This is a genomic window from Pseudomonas fluorescens (assembly GCF_902497775.2).
GTDB classification, from domain to species: Bacteria; Pseudomonadota; Gammaproteobacteria; order Pseudomonadales; family Pseudomonadaceae; genus Aquipseudomonas; species Aquipseudomonas putida_F.
This window is the reverse complement of the sequence record NZ_OZ024668.1, coordinates 4,872,394-4,891,764: the sequence shown is the minus strand read 5'-3', so window position 1 is coordinate 4,891,764 and position 19,371 is coordinate 4,872,394. Positions and strand designations below refer to the sequence as shown.

Annotated in this window: 16 protein-coding genes and 1 riboswitch; of the genes, 13 read left to right on the top strand and 3 right to left on the bottom strand. The window is 63.4% G+C overall.

What is annotated here, in order from left to right; all coding sequences use genetic code 11:
- Positions 1 to 12 precede the first annotated feature (12 nt).
- Entirely contained in the window at positions 13 to 903 is an 891-nt protein-coding gene (locus F8N82_RS22560; RefSeq protein WP_038997479.1) for a LysR family transcriptional regulator, read from the top strand.
- A gap of 14 nt (positions 904 to 917) precedes the next feature.
- Positions 918 to 2,186: a lipid IV(A) 3-deoxy-D-manno-octulosonic acid transferase gene (gene waaA, locus F8N82_RS22555; RefSeq protein WP_038997478.1), complete on the top strand. Its 1,269-nt coding sequence runs from the start codon at positions 918 to 920 to the stop codon at positions 2,184 to 2,186.
- A 79-nt stretch (positions 2,187 to 2,265) separates the two neighbouring features.
- Here the strand turns inward: waaA and F8N82_RS22550 are convergent, their stop codons facing one another.
- On the bottom strand, positions 2,266 to 3,699 hold the full coding sequence (locus tag F8N82_RS22550) for a TolC family outer membrane protein (protein ID WP_038997477.1): 1,434 nt from the start codon (positions 3,697 to 3,699) through the stop codon (positions 2,266 to 2,268).
- 141 nt (positions 3,700 to 3,840) lie between these two features.
- A riboswitch (TPP riboswitch) is annotated at positions 3,841 to 3,945 on the top strand.
- A gap of 157 nt (positions 3,946 to 4,102) precedes the next feature.
- Here F8N82_RS22550 and thiC point away from each other — a divergent pair.
- The gene (gene thiC / locus F8N82_RS22545; RefSeq protein ID WP_038997476.1) at positions 4,103 to 5,989 is read left to right on the top strand and encodes a phosphomethylpyrimidine synthase ThiC; all 1,887 of its coding nucleotides are present in this window, start codon (positions 4,103 to 4,105) and stop codon (positions 5,987 to 5,989) included.
- 127 nt (positions 5,990 to 6,116) lie between these two features.
- Entirely contained in the window at positions 6,117 to 7,409 is a 1,293-nt protein-coding gene (gene cytX / locus F8N82_RS22540; protein WP_038997475.1) for a putative hydroxymethylpyrimidine transporter CytX, read from the top strand.
- On the opposite strand, the gene F8N82_RS22535 is transcribed toward cytX, so the two are convergent.
- Positions 7,378 to 8,124: a DUF3298 and DUF4163 domain-containing protein gene (locus F8N82_RS22535; RefSeq protein ID WP_038997474.1), complete on the bottom strand. Its 747-nt coding sequence runs from the start codon at positions 8,122 to 8,124 to the stop codon at positions 7,378 to 7,380. The two genes, cytX and F8N82_RS22535, sit on opposite strands and share 32 nt — an antisense overlap.
- Before the next feature lie 186 nt (positions 8,125 to 8,310).
- Here F8N82_RS22535 and F8N82_RS22530 point away from each other — a divergent pair, with 186 nt between their 5' ends.
- The 9 genes from F8N82_RS22530 (at position 8,311) to F8N82_RS22490 (ending at position 17,574) form a co-directional block, all read left to right on the top strand.
- On the top strand, positions 8,311 to 8,931 hold the full coding sequence (locus F8N82_RS22530) for an NUDIX domain-containing protein (RefSeq protein ID WP_038997473.1): 621 nt from the start codon (positions 8,311 to 8,313) through the stop codon (positions 8,929 to 8,931).
- Positions 8,922 to 9,374, top strand: coding sequence for a DUF1249 domain-containing protein (locus F8N82_RS22525; protein WP_038997472.1), 453 nt, complete (start codon positions 8,922 to 8,924; stop codon positions 9,372 to 9,374). Before F8N82_RS22530 ends, F8N82_RS22525 begins: the two co-directional genes overlap by 10 nt.
- 84 nt (positions 9,375 to 9,458) lie before the next feature.
- Positions 9,459 to 10,274: a 3',5'-cyclic-AMP phosphodiesterase gene (gene cpdA / locus F8N82_RS22520; protein WP_038997471.1), complete on the top strand. Its 816-nt coding sequence runs from the start codon at positions 9,459 to 9,461 to the stop codon at positions 10,272 to 10,274.
- Between the two features lie 102 nt (positions 10,275 to 10,376).
- Positions 10,377 to 10,985, top strand: a complete 609-nt coding sequence (locus tag F8N82_RS22515) for a YqiA/YcfP family alpha/beta fold hydrolase (RefSeq protein WP_038997470.1) — start codon at positions 10,377 to 10,379, stop codon at positions 10,983 to 10,985.
- 36 nt (positions 10,986 to 11,021) lie between these two features.
- Entirely contained in the window at positions 11,022 to 12,926 is a 1,905-nt protein-coding gene (gene parE, locus F8N82_RS22510; protein WP_038997469.1) for a DNA topoisomerase IV subunit B, read from the top strand.
- Positions 12,923 to 13,909 carry an esterase-like activity of phytase family protein gene (locus F8N82_RS22505; RefSeq protein WP_038997468.1) on the top strand — a complete coding sequence of 329 codons (987 nt, stop codon included), beginning with the start codon at positions 12,923 to 12,925 and terminating at the stop codon, positions 13,907 to 13,909. The genes parE and F8N82_RS22505 overlap by 4 nt, the downstream gene beginning before the upstream one ends.
- On the top strand, positions 13,906 to 14,424 hold the full coding sequence (locus F8N82_RS22500) for a retropepsin-like aspartic protease family protein (protein ID WP_038997467.1): 519 nt from the start codon (positions 13,906 to 13,908) through the stop codon (positions 14,422 to 14,424). The genes F8N82_RS22505 and F8N82_RS22500 overlap by 4 nt, the downstream gene beginning before the upstream one ends.
- Before the next feature lie 10 nt (positions 14,425 to 14,434).
- Positions 14,435 to 16,693 carry a DNA topoisomerase IV subunit A gene (gene parC / locus F8N82_RS22495; protein WP_038997466.1) on the top strand — a complete coding sequence of 753 codons (2,259 nt, stop codon included), beginning with the start codon at positions 14,435 to 14,437 and terminating at the stop codon, positions 16,691 to 16,693.
- Positions 16,694 to 16,869: 176 nt separating this feature from the next.
- A complete protein-coding gene (locus tag F8N82_RS22490) occupies positions 16,870 to 17,574 on the top strand; it encodes a PqiC family protein (RefSeq protein ID WP_038997465.1) in 705 nt (234 codons plus the stop codon).
- Between the two features lie 185 nt (positions 17,575 to 17,759).
- Here F8N82_RS22490 and F8N82_RS22485 read toward each other — a convergent pair whose 3' ends face one another.
- Positions 17,760 to 19,262 (bottom strand): HAMP domain-containing protein, encoded by a 1,503-nt coding sequence (locus F8N82_RS22485; RefSeq protein ID WP_038997464.1) that lies wholly within the window; start codon positions 19,260 to 19,262, stop codon positions 17,760 to 17,762.
- Positions 19,263 to 19,371: the final 109 nt, after the last annotated feature.

The following is a 19,371-nucleotide window of genomic DNA, read 5'->3' as shown; positions in this document are numbered from 1 at the left end:
GGAGATAGGTTGATGGCCGAGCAGTGGAATCTGGAGCAGTTGCGCATGTTCGTGCGGGTCGCCGAGCTACGTTCGTTCTCGGCCGTAGCCCGTGAACAGCGCAAGGCGCAATCGGCGGTGAGCAATGGTATTGCCCTGCTGGAGGCCGACCTGGGTGTGACCTTGTTCGAGCGCAGCAGCGGCCGCCAGCCACGCCTGACCGAGGCCGGCGCAACCTTGCTGGAAGATGCCCGCGAACTGCTGCGCCAGTGCGAGCGCCTGGATGGTCGGGCCCTGGCCTTGATGCGCGGGCAGGAGGCACAACTGCGTGTGGCTCAGGACGAGGCCATGCCGTATCAGCCGGTGATCGACAGCCTCGATGAACTGGCCCGGCAGTTCCCCTTGCTCGAAGTGCAGATGGCCAGCGGTGCCCAGGGCGACGTGGCGCGCAAGCTGATCGAGCGGCGTGCCGATCTGGGGCTGCTGTTCCACCATGACCAGATGCCGGTGTCCCTGGAGCGCCGGGCAGTGGGGCGGATCGAGATGGTCACCGCGTGTGGCGTAGATCATCCCTTGACCCGGTTGGATCGCGTCACTCGCCAGGACCTGGCCCGCCACCGTCAATTGCTGATTACCCCGCAGGAAAGCGGCTACCCCGGTGGCGAACCGATCAGCCCGCAGATCTGGCGCGCCGACAGCTTCTACGCCATGGCCGAACTGCTGATGCGCGGGCTGGGCTGGGCCTGGCTGCCACGGCATGTGGTGCAGTACCCCACGTACCAGGCGCAAATGGTCGAGCTGGCCAGCGAGTGGACGCCGCCGGCGCTGGTGGTCGAGCTGGTGTGGCGGCGTGACGAGCCGCTGGGCCCCGCCGCGCAGTGGTTGGCTGAACGCTTCGCAGTGCACTTGCGCGCAATTGGCTAGTACACTTCGGCGCCATGAACAGAACCCTCTATACCTTGCTGTTTCACCTGGGCCTGCCGCTGGTTGCGCTGCGCCTGTTCCTGCGTTCGCGCAAGGCGCCGGCTTATGGTCAGCGCATCGGTGAGCGATTTGCCCTGAACCTGCCGGCCATGGCCGAAGGCGGGATCTGGGTGCATGCGGTGTCGGTGGGCGAGAGCATTGCCGCCGCGCCGATGATTCGCGCCTTGCTGCAGGCTTATCCACAGCTGCCGATCACTATCACCTGCATGACCCCGACCGGTTCCGAGCGGGTTCGGGCGATGTTTGCCGATGAACCGCGCATCCAGCACTGCTACCTGCCATACGACTTGCCCTGGGCCGCCGGACGCTTTCTCGATCACGTGCAGCCCAAGCTTGCGGTGATCATGGAAACCGAGCTGTGGCCCAATCACATTCACCAGTGTGCCAAGCGCGGCATTCCCGTGGCCCTGGCTAACGCGCGGTTGTCCGAGCGCTCGGCCCGGGGCTATGCGCGCTTTGCCGGGTTGACCCGGCCGATGCTGGCGCAGATGAGCCTGATCGCGGTGCAGACCGAAACCGAAGCCCAGCGTTTTCGCCAGTTGGGTGCGCGCCTGGAATGCGTGCAGGTGACCGGTTCGATCAAGTTCGACCTGAGCATCGACGAGCACCTGTTGTCGCGTGCGCAGGCCTTGCGTGAGCAATGGCAGGCCGCTCAGCGTCCGGTGTGGATCGCGGCCAGCACTCATGAAGGCGAGGACGAGATCATCCTCGCCGCTCACCGGCAGTTGCGCGAGCACCATGCCGACGCCTTGCTGATTCTGGTGCCGCGTCACCCGGAGCGCTTCAACAGTGTCTTCGAGTTGTGCCGCGGGCAATTGCCGACGGTACGTCGTTCCAGTGGCGAACCGGTGGCTGCTGATACCGCAGTGCTGCTCGGCGACACCATGGGTGAGCTGCTGTTTCTCTATGCCCTGGCCGATATTGCCTTCGTTGGTGGCAGCCTGGTGCCCAATGGCGGGCACAACCTGCTGGAGCCTGCGGCATTGTCATTGCCGGTGCTCAGTGGTCCGCATTTGTTCAACTTTCTCGAGATCGCGGCGATGCTGCGTGAGGCCGGTGCCTTGCAGGAAGTCGATGATGTCCAGGGGGTGGCGGCCGAGGTGCGCCGCTTGATCGAGTTGCCTCGAGATGCGCAACGCATGGGGGCGGCAGGGCTGGCGGTGATGAAGGCCAACCAGGGGGCGTTGCAGCGCTTGCTTGAAGGGTTGGGGCGGTTGATCTAGGCAGACTTTGCCTGCCATCGCCGGCAAGGCCGGCTCCACACAGGGTTTTGTGGGAGCCGGCTTTGCCGGCGATTGCGTTTCAGGGCCGTGCTTCGAAGTTGGCCTTGGCCGCAGCGGCCAGGTCCGGCGGCAGGAAGTCCTTGTCCGGGTTGTAGTCCGGTTTCAGGTAACGGCTCAGGTCGTTCAGGTCCTGCGGGCTCAAGGTGCCCGCGGCCTGCTTCAGGCGCAGGTTGTCGAGGATGTAGTCGTAGCGGGTGTTGTTGTAATCACGCACCGAGGTGTACAGCTGGCGCTGGGCGTCGAGCACGTCGACGATATTGCGGGTACCCACCTGGTAGCCGATTTCAGTGGCTTCCAGGGCGCTCTGGTTGGAGATGATCGACTGCTTGCGCGCTTGTACCTGTTCCACGTCGGTGTTCACCGCGCGGTGCAGGTTGCGGGTGTTTTCCACCACCTGGCGGCGCAGGCTTTCGCGCTGCTGTTCGCTCTGGCTCAGGCGCTGGTAGGCCTCGCGCACTTGCGAGCTGGTCAGGCCGCCGCTGTAGATCGGGATGTTCAGTTGCAGGCCGATGCTGGTCTGCTCGACATCACCGCTGTAGTTCTGTCCGGTAAGGTTGGGGTTGGTGAAGCCCAGGCTGTCGTTGTCGCCTTTCTGGTAGCGCGCTACCGCATCCACGGTCGGCGCGTGCCCGGCCTTGCGCTGGCGCAGGGTTTCTTCGGCGGCGCTCACCGCGTAGTTGGTGGCGAGCAGATTGAGGTTCTGCTTGCCGGCAGTCTCGACCCAGGCTTTGGCATCGTTCGGTACTGGCACTTGCACCGGCAAGGTGTGGACGATGCCTTGTACCGAGTTGTAGTCGCGGTTGGTCAGGGTGATCAGCGCCTCGAAGGCGTCATCGACCTGGCGCTGGGCAACGATGCGGTTGGCCCGGGCAGTGTCATAGCTGGCTTGGGATTGCAGCACGTCGGTCTTGTCCGAGAGGCCGACGTCGAAGCGCTCGTTGGACTGGTCGAGCTGGCGCTTGAACGCTGCTTCTTCGGCTTTGGTCGAAGCCAGGGTGTCCTGGGCGCGCAGCACGGCGAAATAGTTTTCGGCACTTTGCAGGATCAGGTTCTGTTCGGTTGCCGACAGTTCCAGGGCTGACTGCTCGTTGACCGCTTCGGCGGCCTGCAACTGGAACCAGCGGTCAGCGCGGAAGATCGGTTGCGCCAGGGTCGCCTGCCAGGAATTGCCACTGCGGTTGGCAGTCGCCGACGGGCTGTCGATCTTGGTGCGGTTGCTCATCATCTCGGCGCCGGCCGAGAGGTTCGGCAACAGGCCAGCGCGGGCCTGAGGCACCACTTCCTTCTGAGCGCCGTAGTTGGCGCGGGCGGCCGCCAGGTCGGCGTTATTGTTCACGGCCTCCTGATAGACACTGACCAGGTCGGTCTTCGCCGACAGGGGCACGTCCGCTGCCCAGGCCATTCCGTTGGTAGCACAAGACACGGCGAGGGCCAGTGAAAGTTTGCGCAGCATAGGGCAATCCTTGAACGGTGAGTATTTCTGAACTGGTGAGTGTAGTTGCGCAGCCATTTTGCAACAATCCGCTATTTGCGCCATTTATCGTGTCCGTGTCCAGGTGCTTGGCTTTGTATGCCACTCCAGTCTAGACTGGCCCCGTTCTTGTCGGGGTGCCTTGCGTTGAGGCTGAGATCGGATAATCCGGATCCCGTTGAACCTGATCAGGTTAGCGCCTGCGTAGGGAACAAGATTTCTCGCTTTCCCGGCGAGTCTCTTGTGCCAGGTCCGGGAATGTCGAGTCAGCCACCACAGCTGCAGGCATCACCGCGCATTTGGCACAGCACCACCCTTGGTGCGTCCGTGCCGTTCAGGTTCTCCCCGACATTCCACTGCTAGGAAGCCGTCTGGAGAGCCTGTGATGAGTAAACAAGAAAAATATACCAATTTGAGTGAATCGGCCCAGGTCGATCAACAGTCCGTACAGCCGTTCACCCGCTCGCGCAAAATTTATGTCGAGGGCTCGCGCCCGGACATCCGCGTGCCCATGCGTGAAATCAGCCTCGATGACACCCCCACCGATTTCGGCGGCGAAGCCAACGCTCCGGTGCTGGTCTACGACACTTCCGGCCCCTACACCGACCCCAACGTGATCATCGACGTACGCAAGGGTCTGGGCGATGTGCGCTCGGCCTGGATCGACGCCCGTGGCGACACCGAGCGCCTGGCCGGCCTGTCGTCGGACTTCGGCCAGCAACGCCTGGCCGATGCCGAGCTGACCAAGCTGCGTTTCGCCCACGTGCGCAACCCGCGCCGGGCCCAGGCCGGCGCCAACGTCAGCCAGATGCACTATGCACGCCAGGGCATCATCACTGCCGAGATGGAATATGTCGCCATCCGCGAAAACATGAAGCTGCAAGAAGCTCGCGCCGCCGGCCTGCTTGACCAGCAGCACGCCGGGCACAGTTTTGGCGCCAGCATCCCGAAAGAAATCACCGCCGAATTCGTCCGCGAAGAGATCGCCCGCGGCCGCGCCATCATCCCGGCCAACATCAACCACGTGGAGCTGGAGCCGATGATCATCGGCCGCAACTTCCTGGTGAAGATCAACGGCAACATCGGCAACAGCGCCCTGGGCTCGTCCATCGAAGAAGAAGTGGCCAAGCTGACCTGGGGCATCCGCTGGGGTTCGGACACGGTGATGGACCTGTCCACCGGCAAGCATATCCACGAAACCCGCGAGTGGATCATCCGCAACTCGCCGGTGCCGATCGGTACCGTGCCGATCTACCAGGCGCTGGAGAAGGTCAACGGCGTGGCCGAGGACCTGACCTGGGAGCTGTTCCGCGACACCCTGATCGAACAGGCCGAGCAGGGTGTGGACTATTTCACCATCCATGCTGGCGTACTGCTGCGCTATGTGCCGCTGACCGCCAAGCGCGTTACTGGCATCGTCAGCCGCGGCGGTTCGATCATGGCCAAGTGGTGCCTGGCGCACCACAAAGAGAACTTCCTCTACACCCACTTCGATGAAATCTGCGAAATCATGAAGGCCTACGACGTCAGCTTCTCGCTGGGCGACGGCCTGCGTCCGGGCTCGATTGCCGATGCCAACGACGCAGCGCAGTTCGGCGAACTGGAAACCCTCGGCGAGCTGACCAAGATCGCCTGGAAGCATGACGTCCAGTGCATGATCGAAGGCCCGGGCCACGTGCCGATGCAGTTGATCAAGGAGAACATGGACAAGCAGCTCGAGTGCTGCGACGAAGCGCCGTTCTACACCCTTGGCCCGCTGACCACCGACATCGCCCCGGGTTACGACCACATCACCTCGGGTATCGGTGCGGCGATGATCGGCTGGTTCGGTTGCGCCATGCTCTGCTACGTCACGCCCAAGGAACACCTGGGCTTGCCGAACAAGGATGACGTCAAGACCGGCATCATCACCTACAAGATCGCCGCCCATGCTGCGGACTTGGCCAAGGGGCATCCCGGCGCGCAAATCCGCGACAACGCCCTGTCCAAGGCGCGCTTCGAGTTCCGCTGGGAAGACCAGTTCAATCTTGGCCTGGACCCGGACACCGCGCGTAGCTTCCACGACGAGACCCTGCCCAAGGACTCGGCCAAGGTCGCGCACTTCTGCTCGATGTGCGGACCGAAGTTCTGCTCGATGAAGATTACCCAGGAAGTGCGTGAATACGCCGCCAACCAGCGCATCGACGCGGTGGACGTGGCAGTCGAAGATGGCATGCGCGAGCAGGCCGAGCGGTTCCGCCAGGAAGGCAGCCAGTTGTACAAAAAGGTGTAAGCCGATTCGGGGGTCAAGTCGAGCCGTCGCACCGCCGCTCCCACAGTGGGAGCGGCGGTGCAACGGCTCGACTTGACCCGCGATAGGGCCTCAAATAACAACAACTTCTCCTGTCGAGACCACTCTCGTGAGCACACTCAGCCAGTTTTCCCCCGATCACCCGGTCACCGCCGAGCAACGCGTGCTCAGCGGCCGCGACCTCTGTTCCCTGTGGTTTTCCCTCGGCATCGGCCTGATGGTCCTGCAGACCGGCGCCTTGCTCGGCCCCGGCCTGGGCTTGGCCAATGCGGTGCTGGCGATCATCATCGGCACCAGCGTCGGCGTGCTGTTGTTGGCGGCTGTCGGGGTCATCGGCAGCGATACCGGCCTGTCGTCCATGGCCGCCCTGCGTCGCAGCCTGGGCCGCAACGGCGCGCGCCTGCCGGCCATGCTCAACCTGCTGCAACTGATCGGCTGGGGTTCGTTCGAAATCATCGTCATGCGCGATGCCGCCAGCTTGCTCAGCGAGCGTGCCTTCGGCGCCGGCAGTGCGCTGACCAATCCTTTGTTGTGGACCTTGTGCTTCGGCGCGCTGGCCACCTTGCTGGCGGTCAGCGGCCCCTTGACCTTCGTGCGCAAGATCCTGCGCAAATGGGGCATCTGGCTACTGATCGGCGCCTGCCTGTGGCTGACCTGGAACCTCTTCGCCAAGGCCGATCTGGCTGCGCTGTGGGCGCAAGCCGGCGATGGCTCGATGCCACTGGCGATCGGCATTGATATCGCCATTGCCATGCCGCTGTCGTGGCTGCCGCTGATTGCCGACTACTCACGCTTCAGCCAGCGTGCCAGCCGGGTGTTCGCTGGCACGGCGCTGGGCTACTTCGTCGGCAACGTCTGGATGATGAGTCTGGGCGTGGCCTACACCCTGGCGTTTGCTCCGGCCGGCGAGGTCAATACCCTGCTGCTGGCGCTGGCCGGCGCGGGCCTGGGCATTCCGCTGCTGCTGATCCTGCTCGATGAGTCGGAAAAGGCTTTCGCCGATATTCACTCGGCGGCCGTCTCCAGCGGTTTGCTGGTGCGCCTGAAGGTCGAGCACCTGGCCCTGGCTATCGGCGTGCTGTGCACCCTGATCGCCAGCTTCGCGCCGCTGGCGCAATACCAGAACTTCCTATTGCTCATCGGCTCGGTGTTCGCGCCGCTGTTCGGTGTGGTGCTGGTCGATCACTTCATCGTCCGACGCCGGCGCAGCGACACCAGCCCGATCCACAGCCTGCACTGGCCGGCATTGCTGGCCTGGGCAATTGGTGTCGCAGCTTATCACCTGCTGGCGCACTACGCGCCGAACGTCGGCTCGACCCTGCCGGCCTTGCTGCTGGCAGGGTTGGTCTACTGGACTGCCGCGCCGGCGGTCAGCCGCGACCGGGAAACAACTCCGGCTTGATCACGCCGTTCAGGCGCGGGTAGGGGATTTTCAGCTCGATGTGGCCCATGGAGTACGGGGCGATGGCATAGACCTCGTACTTCAGCACCACCGCGCCGTAGGTCAGGGCGATATGCGGGGTCTGGCGGAATGGCCAGTTCTGGACGAAGTCAGCGTCCTTGTCCATGCCGGTGCTGATCAGCCAGCCTTTATGGGCTTCTTCGGCGGTCTTCCAGAAGGTCGCTTCCTGGCCTGGCACCAGCATGTCCTGCAGGGTCAGGACCTTGTCCTGTTGGCGCGAATAGTTAATGAAGCCGCGCCCGGGCATACCATGGGCGCCACCGGTGTCCAGGTAACTGGACAGCTCGATGATCACCAGTCCGTCATGCTGCTCGCGTACCTTGGCTTGCAGGTAGCTGCTGTTGCGGCTTTCGGCGCTGGCCATGAACTGCTCTTCATAGGCTTTGAGTGAGCTGGGTGGTGCGCTGCGCTCGTTGTCCTGGGTCAGTTGCAGCAGGCGTTTCTCGACGATCGCGTCCAGTTTGGGGTTGGCCGGGAAGTGGATGGTGTCGATGTTGACCAGGGGGCAATCGGCGTTGCTGCAACCGGGCTTGATGTGCTCCCAGCGGTCGCGCTTGACCTCCAGCGGCGTGCGCATGTTGGGCTGGAACAGGCTCTGACAAGCGCCCAGGGCCAGGGCCAGCACGGCCACGGAAGTCAGTTTCACAAGCGTCATGATGATCCTTGTAAGGCAAAGGTGATCGGACTTGGACCGTCGGCAAGGCCTTCAGTTCGCCACTAAGCTGAATAGACCAGCGGGGTGCCTATCCTCGCAGCCCGGGCGGTATCTTTAAAGAGGTGAAACACGGCGGTGCGCAGGTTAGGATGGCGCGATGTGGTAAATGAGGCAATGAGGATTCCCATGTCAGACACGTTCAACAACGCTACGCCCAGCAAGGTCGATATCGCCGATCGGACCACTTGCTACAAGGGCTTCTACCGCCTCGACAAGTTGCGCCTGCGCCACGAGCTGTTTGCCGGGGGCATGGGGCGTGAGATCAGTCGCGAGCTGTTCGTGCGTCACGATGCTGTTTGCGTTTTGCCCTACGATCCACAGCGCGACGAAGTGGTGCTGATCGAACAGTTTCGCGTAGGGGCGCTGGGCAAGATTGAAGACCCCTGGATGATCGAACTGGTCGCCGGTCTGATCGACAAGGACGAAGAACCGGAAGAAGTTGCACACCGCGAGGCCGAGGAGGAAGCTGGGCTTGTGTTCAGTACGCTGTGGCCGATGACCCGGTATTTCCCGTCACCGGGCGGCAGCGATGAATTTGTCCATCTTTACCTGGGCCGTTGCAGCAGCATTGGGGCCGGAGGCCTGCACGGGCTGGAAGAAGAAGGTGAGGATATTCGCGTCAAGGTCTGGGCGCTCGAGGATGCGCTGCAGGCCGTGCGCGACGGCAAAATTGCCAACGCGGCAACCATCATTGCCTTGCAATGGCTGGCCTTGAACCGCGCTGAAGTCAGGGGGCTATGGTCGTGAATCTGCTGCGCGAGCGCTACCGGGTCGATCTGGTCGGGTTGCAGGCTGCCTGTGAGGCCAACTATGCGCGCTTGATGCGCCTGTTGCCCGACATGCGCAGCACCATGAGCTCGCGCCGTATCGGCATGACCCAGGGCGACCAGATGCTTGGCGTGCTGGTCCTTGATGTGGTGCTCGCCTGCCCCTACACCACCACCTTGCGCGTGCGCCAGGAGCACAGCCTGCCCTGGCTGCCGGTGCCGCAACTGGAGGTGCAGGTCTACCACGACGCGCGCATGGCCGAAGTGGTCAGCGCCGAGCACGCCCGGCGTTTTCGCAGCATCTATCCGTATCCCAATGCGGCCATGCACCAGCCGGACGAAAAAGCCCAGCTCAACCTGTTCCTCGGTGAATGGCTGAGCCATTGCCTGGCCTGCGGCCACGAGTTGGCTGTCGTTCGCTGAAATGTGATGGCGGTCGTTTTCGAGTATTTGCTCACAGCCCGCCAGCCGCCATAATCGCGCTGAATCCTTTCAAGGAGTCGGCCCTTGCCGCAACCATCGATCCCTCTTAGCGCCGTGCCGGTGTACCTGGTGCAACTGACCGACAGTCACCTGTTTGCCGACCCGCAAGGCACGCTGCTGGGCATGAATACCCGCGACAGTCTGCAGCGTGTGATCGAACGGGTGCGTGACGAGCAGCCGCGGATCGATTTGCTGCTGGCCACTGGCGACCTGTCTCAGGATGGCTCGGTGGCGTCCTATGCGAGCTTTCATGAGCTGACGAAAAGCCTCGGGGCCCCGGCGCGCTGGCTTGCCGGCAACCACGACGAACCTGTGCCCATGGAGCAGGCTGCAACGGGCACTGATTTGCTGAGCCCCGTGGTGGACATGGGCAATTGGCGCATCCTGATGCTCAACTCGGCAGTGCCCGGCGCGGTGCCGGGATTGCTCGATGACGACCAGCTCAGTTTGCTTGAGCAAGCCTTGCGCGAAGCGCCCGAGCGTCATCACCTGATCTGTTTCCACCACCAACCGGTGCCCATCGATTGCGCGTGGATGGCGCCGATCGGCTTGCGCAATGCCGATGCGCTGTTCGCCGTACTGAAAGGTTATCCACAGGTACGTGCCTTGCTCTGGGGGCATATCCATCAGGAGTGGGACCAGGTGCGTGACGGCGTGCGGCTATTGGCCTCACCCTCGACCTGCATCCAGTTCGAGCCGGGCAGTGATGACTTCAAGGTCGGCGAACAGGCCCCAGGCTATCGCTGGCTGCGCCTGCAAGCGGATGGCTCGATCGACACCGGCGTATCACGGGTAAGCGACTTCGAATTCAGCGTCGACTACGAAGGCGACGGCTATTAAGTGTTGCCAAATCGCTGAAACTGCTCCATCTACAGTCGAACAGGCTAAAATGCGCGCTTTCCTGCCTGGCGTTCCAGGCACTCAAGGCGCATCGGGGGCGGCATGTCGGGTTCGATTCTCTATATTCACGGGTTCAACAGCGCGCCGTCGTCGAAGAAGGCCTGCCAACTGGTAGCGGTCATGGAGCAGTTGGGGCTGGGCGATCGCCTGCGGGTGCCGGCCCTGCATCATCACCCGCGCCAGGCCATCGCCCAACTGGAGGCCGCCATTGCCGAGCTCGAATCGCCATTACTGGTCGGCAGCTCGCTCGGCGGCTACTATGCCACCCATCTGGCCGAGCGCCACGGGCTCAAAGCCCTGTTGATCAACCCGGCGGTCAACCCGCACCGGCTGTTCGACGGCTACCTGGGGCCCCAACAGAACCTCTACACCGGCGAAACCTGGGAGCTGACCCTGGACCACGTGCAGGCCCTGGCCGAACTGGAAGTGTCGGCGCCAGTGGATGCCGGGCGCTTTCAAGTGTGGCTGCAAACCGCCGATGAAACCCTGGACTACCGCCAGGCCGAGCAGTTCTACCGCGCCTGCGCGCTGTGCATCCAGGCCGGTGGCGATCACAGCTTCCAGGGCTTTGCCGAACGCCTGCCAGTTTTGCTGAGCTTTGCCGGCATTGCCCCGCAGCAGTATCAAGCGCTCGATTTTTCTGTATTTTGATAACCTATTTTCACCCACGACTGACGACGAGAACCCATGGCCATTCCCAGCGCTAGTGCCTATAACGCAGACGCCATCGAAGTCCTCTCCGGCCTTGACCCGGTGCGCAAGCGTCCGGGCATGTACACCGATACCAGCCGGCCGAACCACCTGGCCCAGGAAGTAATCGACAACAGTGTCGACGAAGCCCTGGCCGGGCACGCCAAGTCGGTGCAGGTGATCCTCCATGCCGACCATTCCCTGGAAGTGTCCGACGATGGTCGTGGCATGCCGGTTGATATCCACCCTGAAGAAGGCGTATCCGGGGTCGAGCTGATCCTTACCAAATTGCACGCCGGCGGCAAGTTCTCCAACAAGAACTACCAGTTCTCCGGCGGTTTGCACGGGGTGGGTATTTCGGTGGTCAACGCCTTGTCCAGCCAGGTGCGGGTCAAGGTCAAGCGCGACGGCAACGAGTACCAGATGACCTTCGCCGATGGCTACAAGGCCACCGAACTGGAAGTGGTCGGCAGCGTTGGCAAGCGCAACACCGGCACCAGCGTGTACTTCGCCCCGGACCCCAAGTACTTCGACTCGCCGAAGTTCTCCGTCAGCCGCCTCAAGCACGTGCTCAAGGCCAAGGCCGTGTTGTGCCCGGGGCTGCTGGTCAGCTTCGAAGACAAAGGCACTGGCGAGAAGGTCGAGTGGCATTACGAAGACGGCCTGCGTTCCTACCTGGTCGATTCGGTCAGCGACTTCCTGCGCCTGCCAGACGAGCCGTTCTGCGGCAGCCTGGCCGGTAACAAGGAGGCCGTCGACTGGGCCTTGCTGTGGCTGCCCGAAGGCGGCGACAGCGTTCAGGAAAGCTACGTCAACCTGATTCCCACCGCCCAGGGCGGTACCCACGTCAACGGCCTGCGCCAGGGCCTGCTTGATGCCATGCGCGAGTTTTGCGAGTTCCGCAACCTGCTGCCACGCGGCGTAAAACTGGCGCCGGAAGACGTCTGGGAGCGCATCAGCTTCGTGCTCTCGATGAAGATGCAGGAGCCGCAGTTCTCCGGGCAGACCAAAGAGCGCCTGTCCTCCCGTGAGGCCGCTGCGTTCGTTTCCGGCGTGGTCAAGGATGCCTTCAGCCTGTGGCTCAATGCGCACCCCGAGCTGGGCATGCAACTGGCGGAGCTGGCCATCAACAACGCCGGCCGACGCCTGAAGGCGAGCAAGAAGGTCGAGCGCAAGCGCGTCACCCAGGGCCCGGCACTGCCAGGCAAGCTGGCCGACTGCGCGGGGCAGGACCCGATGCGCGCCGAGCTGTTCCTGGTCGAGGGTGACTCGGCGGGCGGTTCGGCCAAGCAGGCGCGGGACAAAGAGTTCCAGGCCATCCTGCCGCTGCGCGGCAAGATCCTCAACACCTGGGAAGTCGACGGCGGCGAAGTGCTGGCCAGCCAGGAAGTGCACAACATTGCCGTGGCCATCGGGGTCGACCCCGGTGCTGCCGATATGAGCCAGTTGCGCTATGGCAAGATCTGCATCCTCGCCGACGCCGACTCCGACGGCCTGCACATCGCCACCTTGCTTTGCGCCTTGTTCGTCCAGCATTTCCGCCCGCTGGTCGAGGCCGGCCATGTGTATGTGGCCATGCCACCGCTGTACCGCATCGACCTGGGCAAGGAAATCTACTACGCCCTGGACGAAGCCGAGCGTGATGGCATCCTCGATCGCCTGGTCGCCGAGAAAAAGCGCGGCAAGCCGCAGGTCACCCGATTCAAAGGCCTGGGCGAGATGAATCCGCCACAACTGCGTGAAACCACCATGGACCCGAACACCCGGCGCCTGGTCCAGCTGACCCTGGACGATCTGGACGGCACCCGCGAGATCATGGACATGCTGCTGGCCAAGAAGCGCGCCGGTGATCGCAAGAGCTGGCTGGAGTCCAAAGGCAACCTGGCCGAGGTCCTGGCTTGATACGTCTGGCCCTGACTGCAGCACTGGCGCTGTTGACGCTTCCGGCACTGGCAGCGCCGTGGCCCGAGCTCAAGCTGGTCGCCGAGCACCCGGTCGAGGGCATGCGCGGCGGCAACCTGTCTGGCCTGAGCGAATGCCGTGGCGGCTTGTGGGCGGTTTCCGACCGTGACGACGAGTTGCTCTACCACCTGGATACCTCGGCCACCGTGTGGCAGGCGCAAGCGCTGCACATGGAGGTGCCACCAGTACCGGAAAGCGGCCTGCCCTGGGGCCTGCGCTCGCGTACCTGGGCGGCTTCGCAGGTGCGTGGCGGCGAGCTGGATTTCGAAGGTATCAGCTGCGATGCCGCCGGCAATCACTACCTGGTCAGCGAAGCCCATGCCGCCGTGCTGCAGGTGCCGGTGGAGGGCGCGCCGAACTGGCTGAAGATTGATCCGAGCATGGTCCGCCAGGCGCGGGCCAGCGGCATGTTGCTGCATTTCAATGCATTGTTCGAAGGCCTGGCGGTGAGCCCGGCCGGTGACCGTATCTGGCTGGCGGCCGAGCGCGAGCGCCGCGGCCTGCTGCTGATCAACCGCCAGCAGACCACCTGGAACTGTGGCAACGGCTGCGTGCTGCTCAGCGAAGCCGGGGTCGAGATGCAGCCGCCGCAGATGGATAAACCGCGCCCGGTCTCGCGTGATTTTGCCGATCTTGCACTGTTCAACGACAAACTTTTTACCCTGGAGCGCAACGCCTACCGCATCTGTCGGCGCGACGCGCAGACGGCCAAGGTCGAGCGTTGCTGGTCATTTGCCGCCGACGCCCTGGCCGAACCTCGGCGTTACTCCCAGCCATTCGGCCTGGCCGAGGCGCTGGTGATCGATGCCAAGGGCGCCTGGATCGGCCTGGACAACAACGGTGCGACCCGCCAGGACGGCGAATCGCGACCGATCGTCTGGCGCTTTGCTGCGCCGGCCGGTGGCTGGAGTGCCGAGTCGTGAGCCAGCCGCCGGGCAAGCGTGCTGGCCGGATACTGCTGATCCTGGCCTGGGCGGCCGGGCTGTTCCTGGCCACACGCTTTTTCGGCGAGTGGGAGCAGCGTCAGGCCAACCCCAACGCCGTGGTCACCTCGCAACATGGCGAGGGTTACATCGAAGTGCAGCTGGCGGGCAATGGCCAGGGGCATTTTGTCGCCGATGGCCGGATCAACGGCCAGACGGTACATTTTCTGCTCGACACCGGGGCGACCGACGTGGCGATTCCCGAAGCCCTGGCCGGCAAGCTTGGCCTGGAGCGCGGCGCGCCGGTGATGCTGAGTACCGCCAATGGCCGGACCCAGGGCTACCGCACGCGCCTGGATCAACTGCAACTGGGCGATATCCTCCTGCGCAATGTGCGCGCGCTGGTGGTGCCGGGGCTGGATGGCGAACAGGTATTACTGGGCATGAGTGCCCTGAAACAACTCGAATTTACCCAGCGTGGCGGCACCTTGCTGCTACGCCAGAACCTGAAATGATGAGGCCCGCATGAGCGACTCCCTTGATCTCAGCCTCGATGGCGTAGAGCGCCGGTCACTGGCTGACTTCACCGAACAGGCCTACCTCAACTACTCCATGTACGTGATCATGGACCGGGCCTTGCCGCATATCGGCGATGGCCTGAAGCCGGTGCAACGGCGCATCGTCTACGCCATGAGTGAACTGGGCCTGGACGCCGATTCCAAGCACAAGAAGTCGGCGCGTACCGTCGGTGACGTGCTCGGCAAGTTCCACCCCCATGGCGACTCGGCCTGTTACGAAGCCATGGTGCTGATGGCCCAGCCGTTCAGCTACCGCTACACCCTGGTCGACGGCCAGGGCAACTGGGGTGCACCGGACGATCCGAAGTCCTTCGCTGCCATGCGCTACACCGAGGCACGCCTGTCGCGTTACTCCGAGGTTCTGCTCAGCGAGCTGGGCCAGGGAACCGCCGACTGGGTACCGAACTTCGACGGCACCCTTGACGAGCCCGCGGTGCTGCCGGCGCGCTTGCCGAACATCCTGCTCAACGGTACCACCGGTATCGCCGTGGGCATGGCCACTGATGTACCGCCGCACAACCTGCGCGAAGTCGCCTCGGCCTGCGTACGCCTGCTCGATGAGCCCAAGGCCACGGTCGAGCAGCTCTGCGAGCACATCCAGGGCCCTGACTACCCGACCGAAGCGGAGATCATCACTCCGCGCGCCGAGCTGCTGAAGATCTACGAAACGGGTCGCGGTTCGGTGCGCATGCGCGCGGTGTACCGTATCGAGGACGGCGATATCGTCGTCACCGCACTGCCGCATCAGGTCTCCGGGGCCAAGGTGCTGGAGCAGATCGCCGCGCAGATGCAGGCCAAGAAGCTGCCGATGGTCGCCGACCTGCGTGACGAATCGGACCACGAGAACCCGTGCCGGATCGTCATCATCGCCCGCTCCAACCGGGTCGACCTCGACGAGCTGATGCAGCACCTGTTCGCGACCACCGAGCTTGAGTCCAGCTACCGGGTCAACGTCAATATCATCGGCCTGGATGGCCGCCCACAGCTGAAAAACCTGCGGGCGCTGCTGGTCGAATGGCTGGAATTCCGCGTGCAGACAGTGCGTCGCCGGCTGAAATTCCGTCTGGACAAGGTCGAGCGCCGCCTGCACCTGCTCGAAGGCTTGCTGGTTGCTTTCCTCAACCTGGATGAAGTGATCCACATCATCCGCACCGAAGAGCACCCCAAAGCCGCGCTGATCGCCCGTTTCGACCTGACCGAAACCCAGGCCGAGTACATCCTCGAGACCCGTCTGCGCCAGTTGGCTCGCCTGGAAGAGATGAAGATCCGCAACGAGCAGGACGAACTGGCCAAGGAACAAGCCAAGCTGATCGCCCTGCTGGGCAGCGAAACCAAGCTGCGCAAGCTGGTACGTGCCGAGCTGATCAAGGACGCCGAAACCTATGGCGACGACCGCCGTTCGCCAATTGTCGCGCGTGCCGAAGCCAAGGCGCTGTCGGAAAACGAGCTGATGCCGACGGAGCCGGTCACCGTGGTGCTCTCGGAGAAGGGCTGGGTGCGTTGTGCCAAGGGCCACGATATCGACGCCACCGGCCTTTCCTACAAGGCCGGAGATGGCTTCAAGGCCGCTGCGGCGGGGCGCTCGAACCAGTTTGCCGTGCTTATCGACTCCACCGGCCGCAGCTACTCGCTGGCCGCCCATACCTTGCCATCGGCCCGTGGCCAGGGCGAGCCGCTGACCGGCCGCCTGACGCCGCCGCCAGGTGCAAGCTTCGACTGCGTGCTGTTGCCCGAAGATGACGCCCTGTACGTCATTGCCTCCGACGCCGGCTACGGCTTTGTGGTCAAGGGCGAAGACCTGCAGGCCAAGAACAAGGCCGGTAAAGCCCTGCTCAGCCTGCCGAACGGCGCCAAGGTCATTGCCCCGCGGCCGGTGGCCGATCGCGAGCATAACTGGCTGGCCGCAGTGACCACCGAAGGGCGCTTGCTGATCTTCAAGATCAGTGACCTGCCACAGCTGGGTAAAGGCAAGGGCAACAAGATCATCGGCATTCCGGGTGATCGGGTAGCTTCACGTGAAGAGTTTGTTACTGATCTGGCGGTCATTCCCGACGGTGCGACGCTTGTATTGCAGGCCGGCAAGCGTACCCTGTCTCTGAAAGCCGATGACCTTGAGCATTACAAAGGCGAACGCGGTCGCCGGGGCAACAAATTGCCCCGTGGCTTCCAGCGGGTTGATGCGCTGTTGGTCGAAATCCCCGGATAAGCCGGGTCAGACACCCTGAACGGGTATTTTCGTGCCCGTTCGCGGTTGAAACACTGGAGTCGAGCCGCTATTTCGCGGATGATAGGCCCCTTGCGGTACCAGCGTGGCTGTGTATCCGAACGAATCTATATGAGTATCACTGCGGTTTGCCTTGTGGCGACCGCCTGGATGGGATGATGAAATTTCTGCGCCTTCCGTTGGTTCTGCTGTGTGGCGTACTCGGACTGGCTGGTTGCAGCATGCACCAACCGGTTTCCCTGTATCAGCTCGACAGCGGTGAGCCTGGCCAACCCAAGCAAAGCGCGGGCATGGCAGTGGTGCTCGGCCCAGTGTCGATTGCCGACTACCTGCAACGCGAGACCCTGCTGCAGCGCCAGGCCGATGGCAGCCTGACCGCCGCCACCGATGGCCGCTGGGCCGGTAGCCTGTCTGCCGATATCGACCAGTTGCTGGTCCGTCAGCTGGCCTGGCGCCTGGACAGCCAGCGCGTAGTCCTGGCCCCGGCCAGCACCGGCTTCACCCCGGACGTACAGGTCCTGCTGTCGATTACCCGCCTGGACTCCGGTACCAACCAGCCAGCGATCCTCGACGCCCAATGGCGCCTGCTCGATCGTCGTGGGCAGGTCCGTGACAACCGCATCGTGCATCTGGAGCAACAGCATCAGGGAAGCGAAAGTGCCCAGGTGCAAGCTCAGGGCCAGTTGCTGCAAAAGCTCGCCGAGCAGTTGAGTATTGCCTTGAAGCCGCTGGCCAACCAGCCAGCAGTGGTTGAAGAACAACCGAAGAAGGCTGCACCCGTACAGGTGCGTAAAGAGCCGGAGAAACCGAAGATTCCATTGGCTACGCCGATTCGGACCGACCTGGAAGTGTTCCGCTTCTGAGTCGAGTACTTACAAGAAGCCCGCAGCGATGCGGGCTTTTTTGTGCCGGTGTGGGAGCGGGCTTGACCCGCGATGCGGCCGGCGCAGGCGACACATCGGGTTGCTAGCGTTTTCGCGGGGCAAGCCCGCTCCTACAGGGCAATAAAAAAGCCCGCATCGCTGCGGGCTTTTTGTCTGGCAAGGGCTCAGCTCTTGACCCGGCGCTCGTGCATCCGCGCCAACTGGCGCTCCAGCATCGACGGGTACGGCTCCATCAAGCGCTCGACACAGCAGGCGCCTTCGGGGCTGGCGATCGGGCGGATGCGCGCACGCTGGCGTACCAGGGCGTCGTCGCTGATCTTGCGCTCGACCAGCAGCAGGTTGCGGCTGTGCTGCGACAGCGCCAGGGCGTCCTGGGCCTTTTCAGTCAGCAGCAGGTCGATCTGGCTCAGACCGTGCAAGTCTTCGCCCAGGGCCAGGCCCAGTTGCAGCTGCAAGGTGATGCCGCTGTCGGCTACTTCGATCTGCAGCTCATGGCCCAGGGCGCGCAGCAGCTCGCCACAGCAGATGGCATTGGTGAGGTAGTCCTCGCCGCTGTCCTGGCTGTGGAACAACAGCAGGGTGCTGCCGTCGTTGAGGGTGTGCACTTCGCTTTCATACAGCGAGGCCGCCTGGTCGAGGCAGTCGCGGTAGCGCTCCAGCAGCTCGGTCAGGCGCGCGCGTGGCAGGCGCCGCAGTTGCTCCTGGGAGCCCAGTTGCACCGCCAGCACAGCGCTGGCCTGTGGCTCGCGGTTGAGCGGAGCCGCCGGGGCAGGGGCAGGGCTGTCGTCTTCGTCGAGCAGGTCGGCGAAGGCATCATCGCTGTCGTCGTCCGTTGCAGGCTTTACCACTTTGGCGGCCTTGGCCACGGCAGGTTGTTCGTCGAAGCTCGGATCCCGCAGGTTGCGCACTTCGAATTCCGGCTCATCATCGTCGAAGGACTCTTCGGCGTCGTCTTCCGGTTCGATTTCCCGTGGCGGCGGTGCCAGGCGGGTGTGCAGCTGGCGCGCCAGGTCGCCGATTTCATCCTGGCGCTCGATCGCCGGGGTGAACTCGTTGATATCGCGCAGCCAGACCCGCAACTGCAGCAATGGCGTGGAGATATAGCGGCCCAGGCGCAAGCTCATGGCCAGTGCCAGGGCCAGCAGGATACCGGCGAGGATGCCCATGCTCTGCAGGCTGATGGTCAGCGGCTGCTGGAATTGGCTCATATCCAGGCTGATGCGCAGTTGCCCGGCGGTCACGTCCTGGAAGGTGATCTTGGTCTGGTACAGGCCTTCGGCCTCGCCCAGCAGGCCGTTTTTCGGGCGCTGGCCGGCTTCGGCGAGGATCCGGTTGTCGACGCTGTAGATCGCCGCATGGGCCACCAGCGGGTTCTTCACCAGGTTGCCAAGCAGCACGTTGAGGCTGAGGATGTCGTTGGACACCAGCAGCTCGGTGGCCGAAGTTGCAGTCTGGGTGGTCAGGCTCTGCCCCAGGGCATCGGCCTGCTCATGCATGGCTTCCTTGAACTGCAGGCCCATCACGCAGGCATAGATCACCAGTGCCAGTGCCACCAGGAACACGTTATGGCAGGCGATACGCAGCGCCAGCGGTATTCGGCGTTGGCGCAGGGCGTGGAAGATCAGCAGGAAGAAGTTGTCGGTCTTAACGGGCGTGGGCCGGTTCACAGAGCGCGGCTCTTTATGTCGGAGAAGTTGCTGCGCAGTATAGCGAGCGCTCAGGGGCGGGCAAAGTATCGACTGCGCCCGATGGTCAGCGAAAATCGGTAGAATGCGC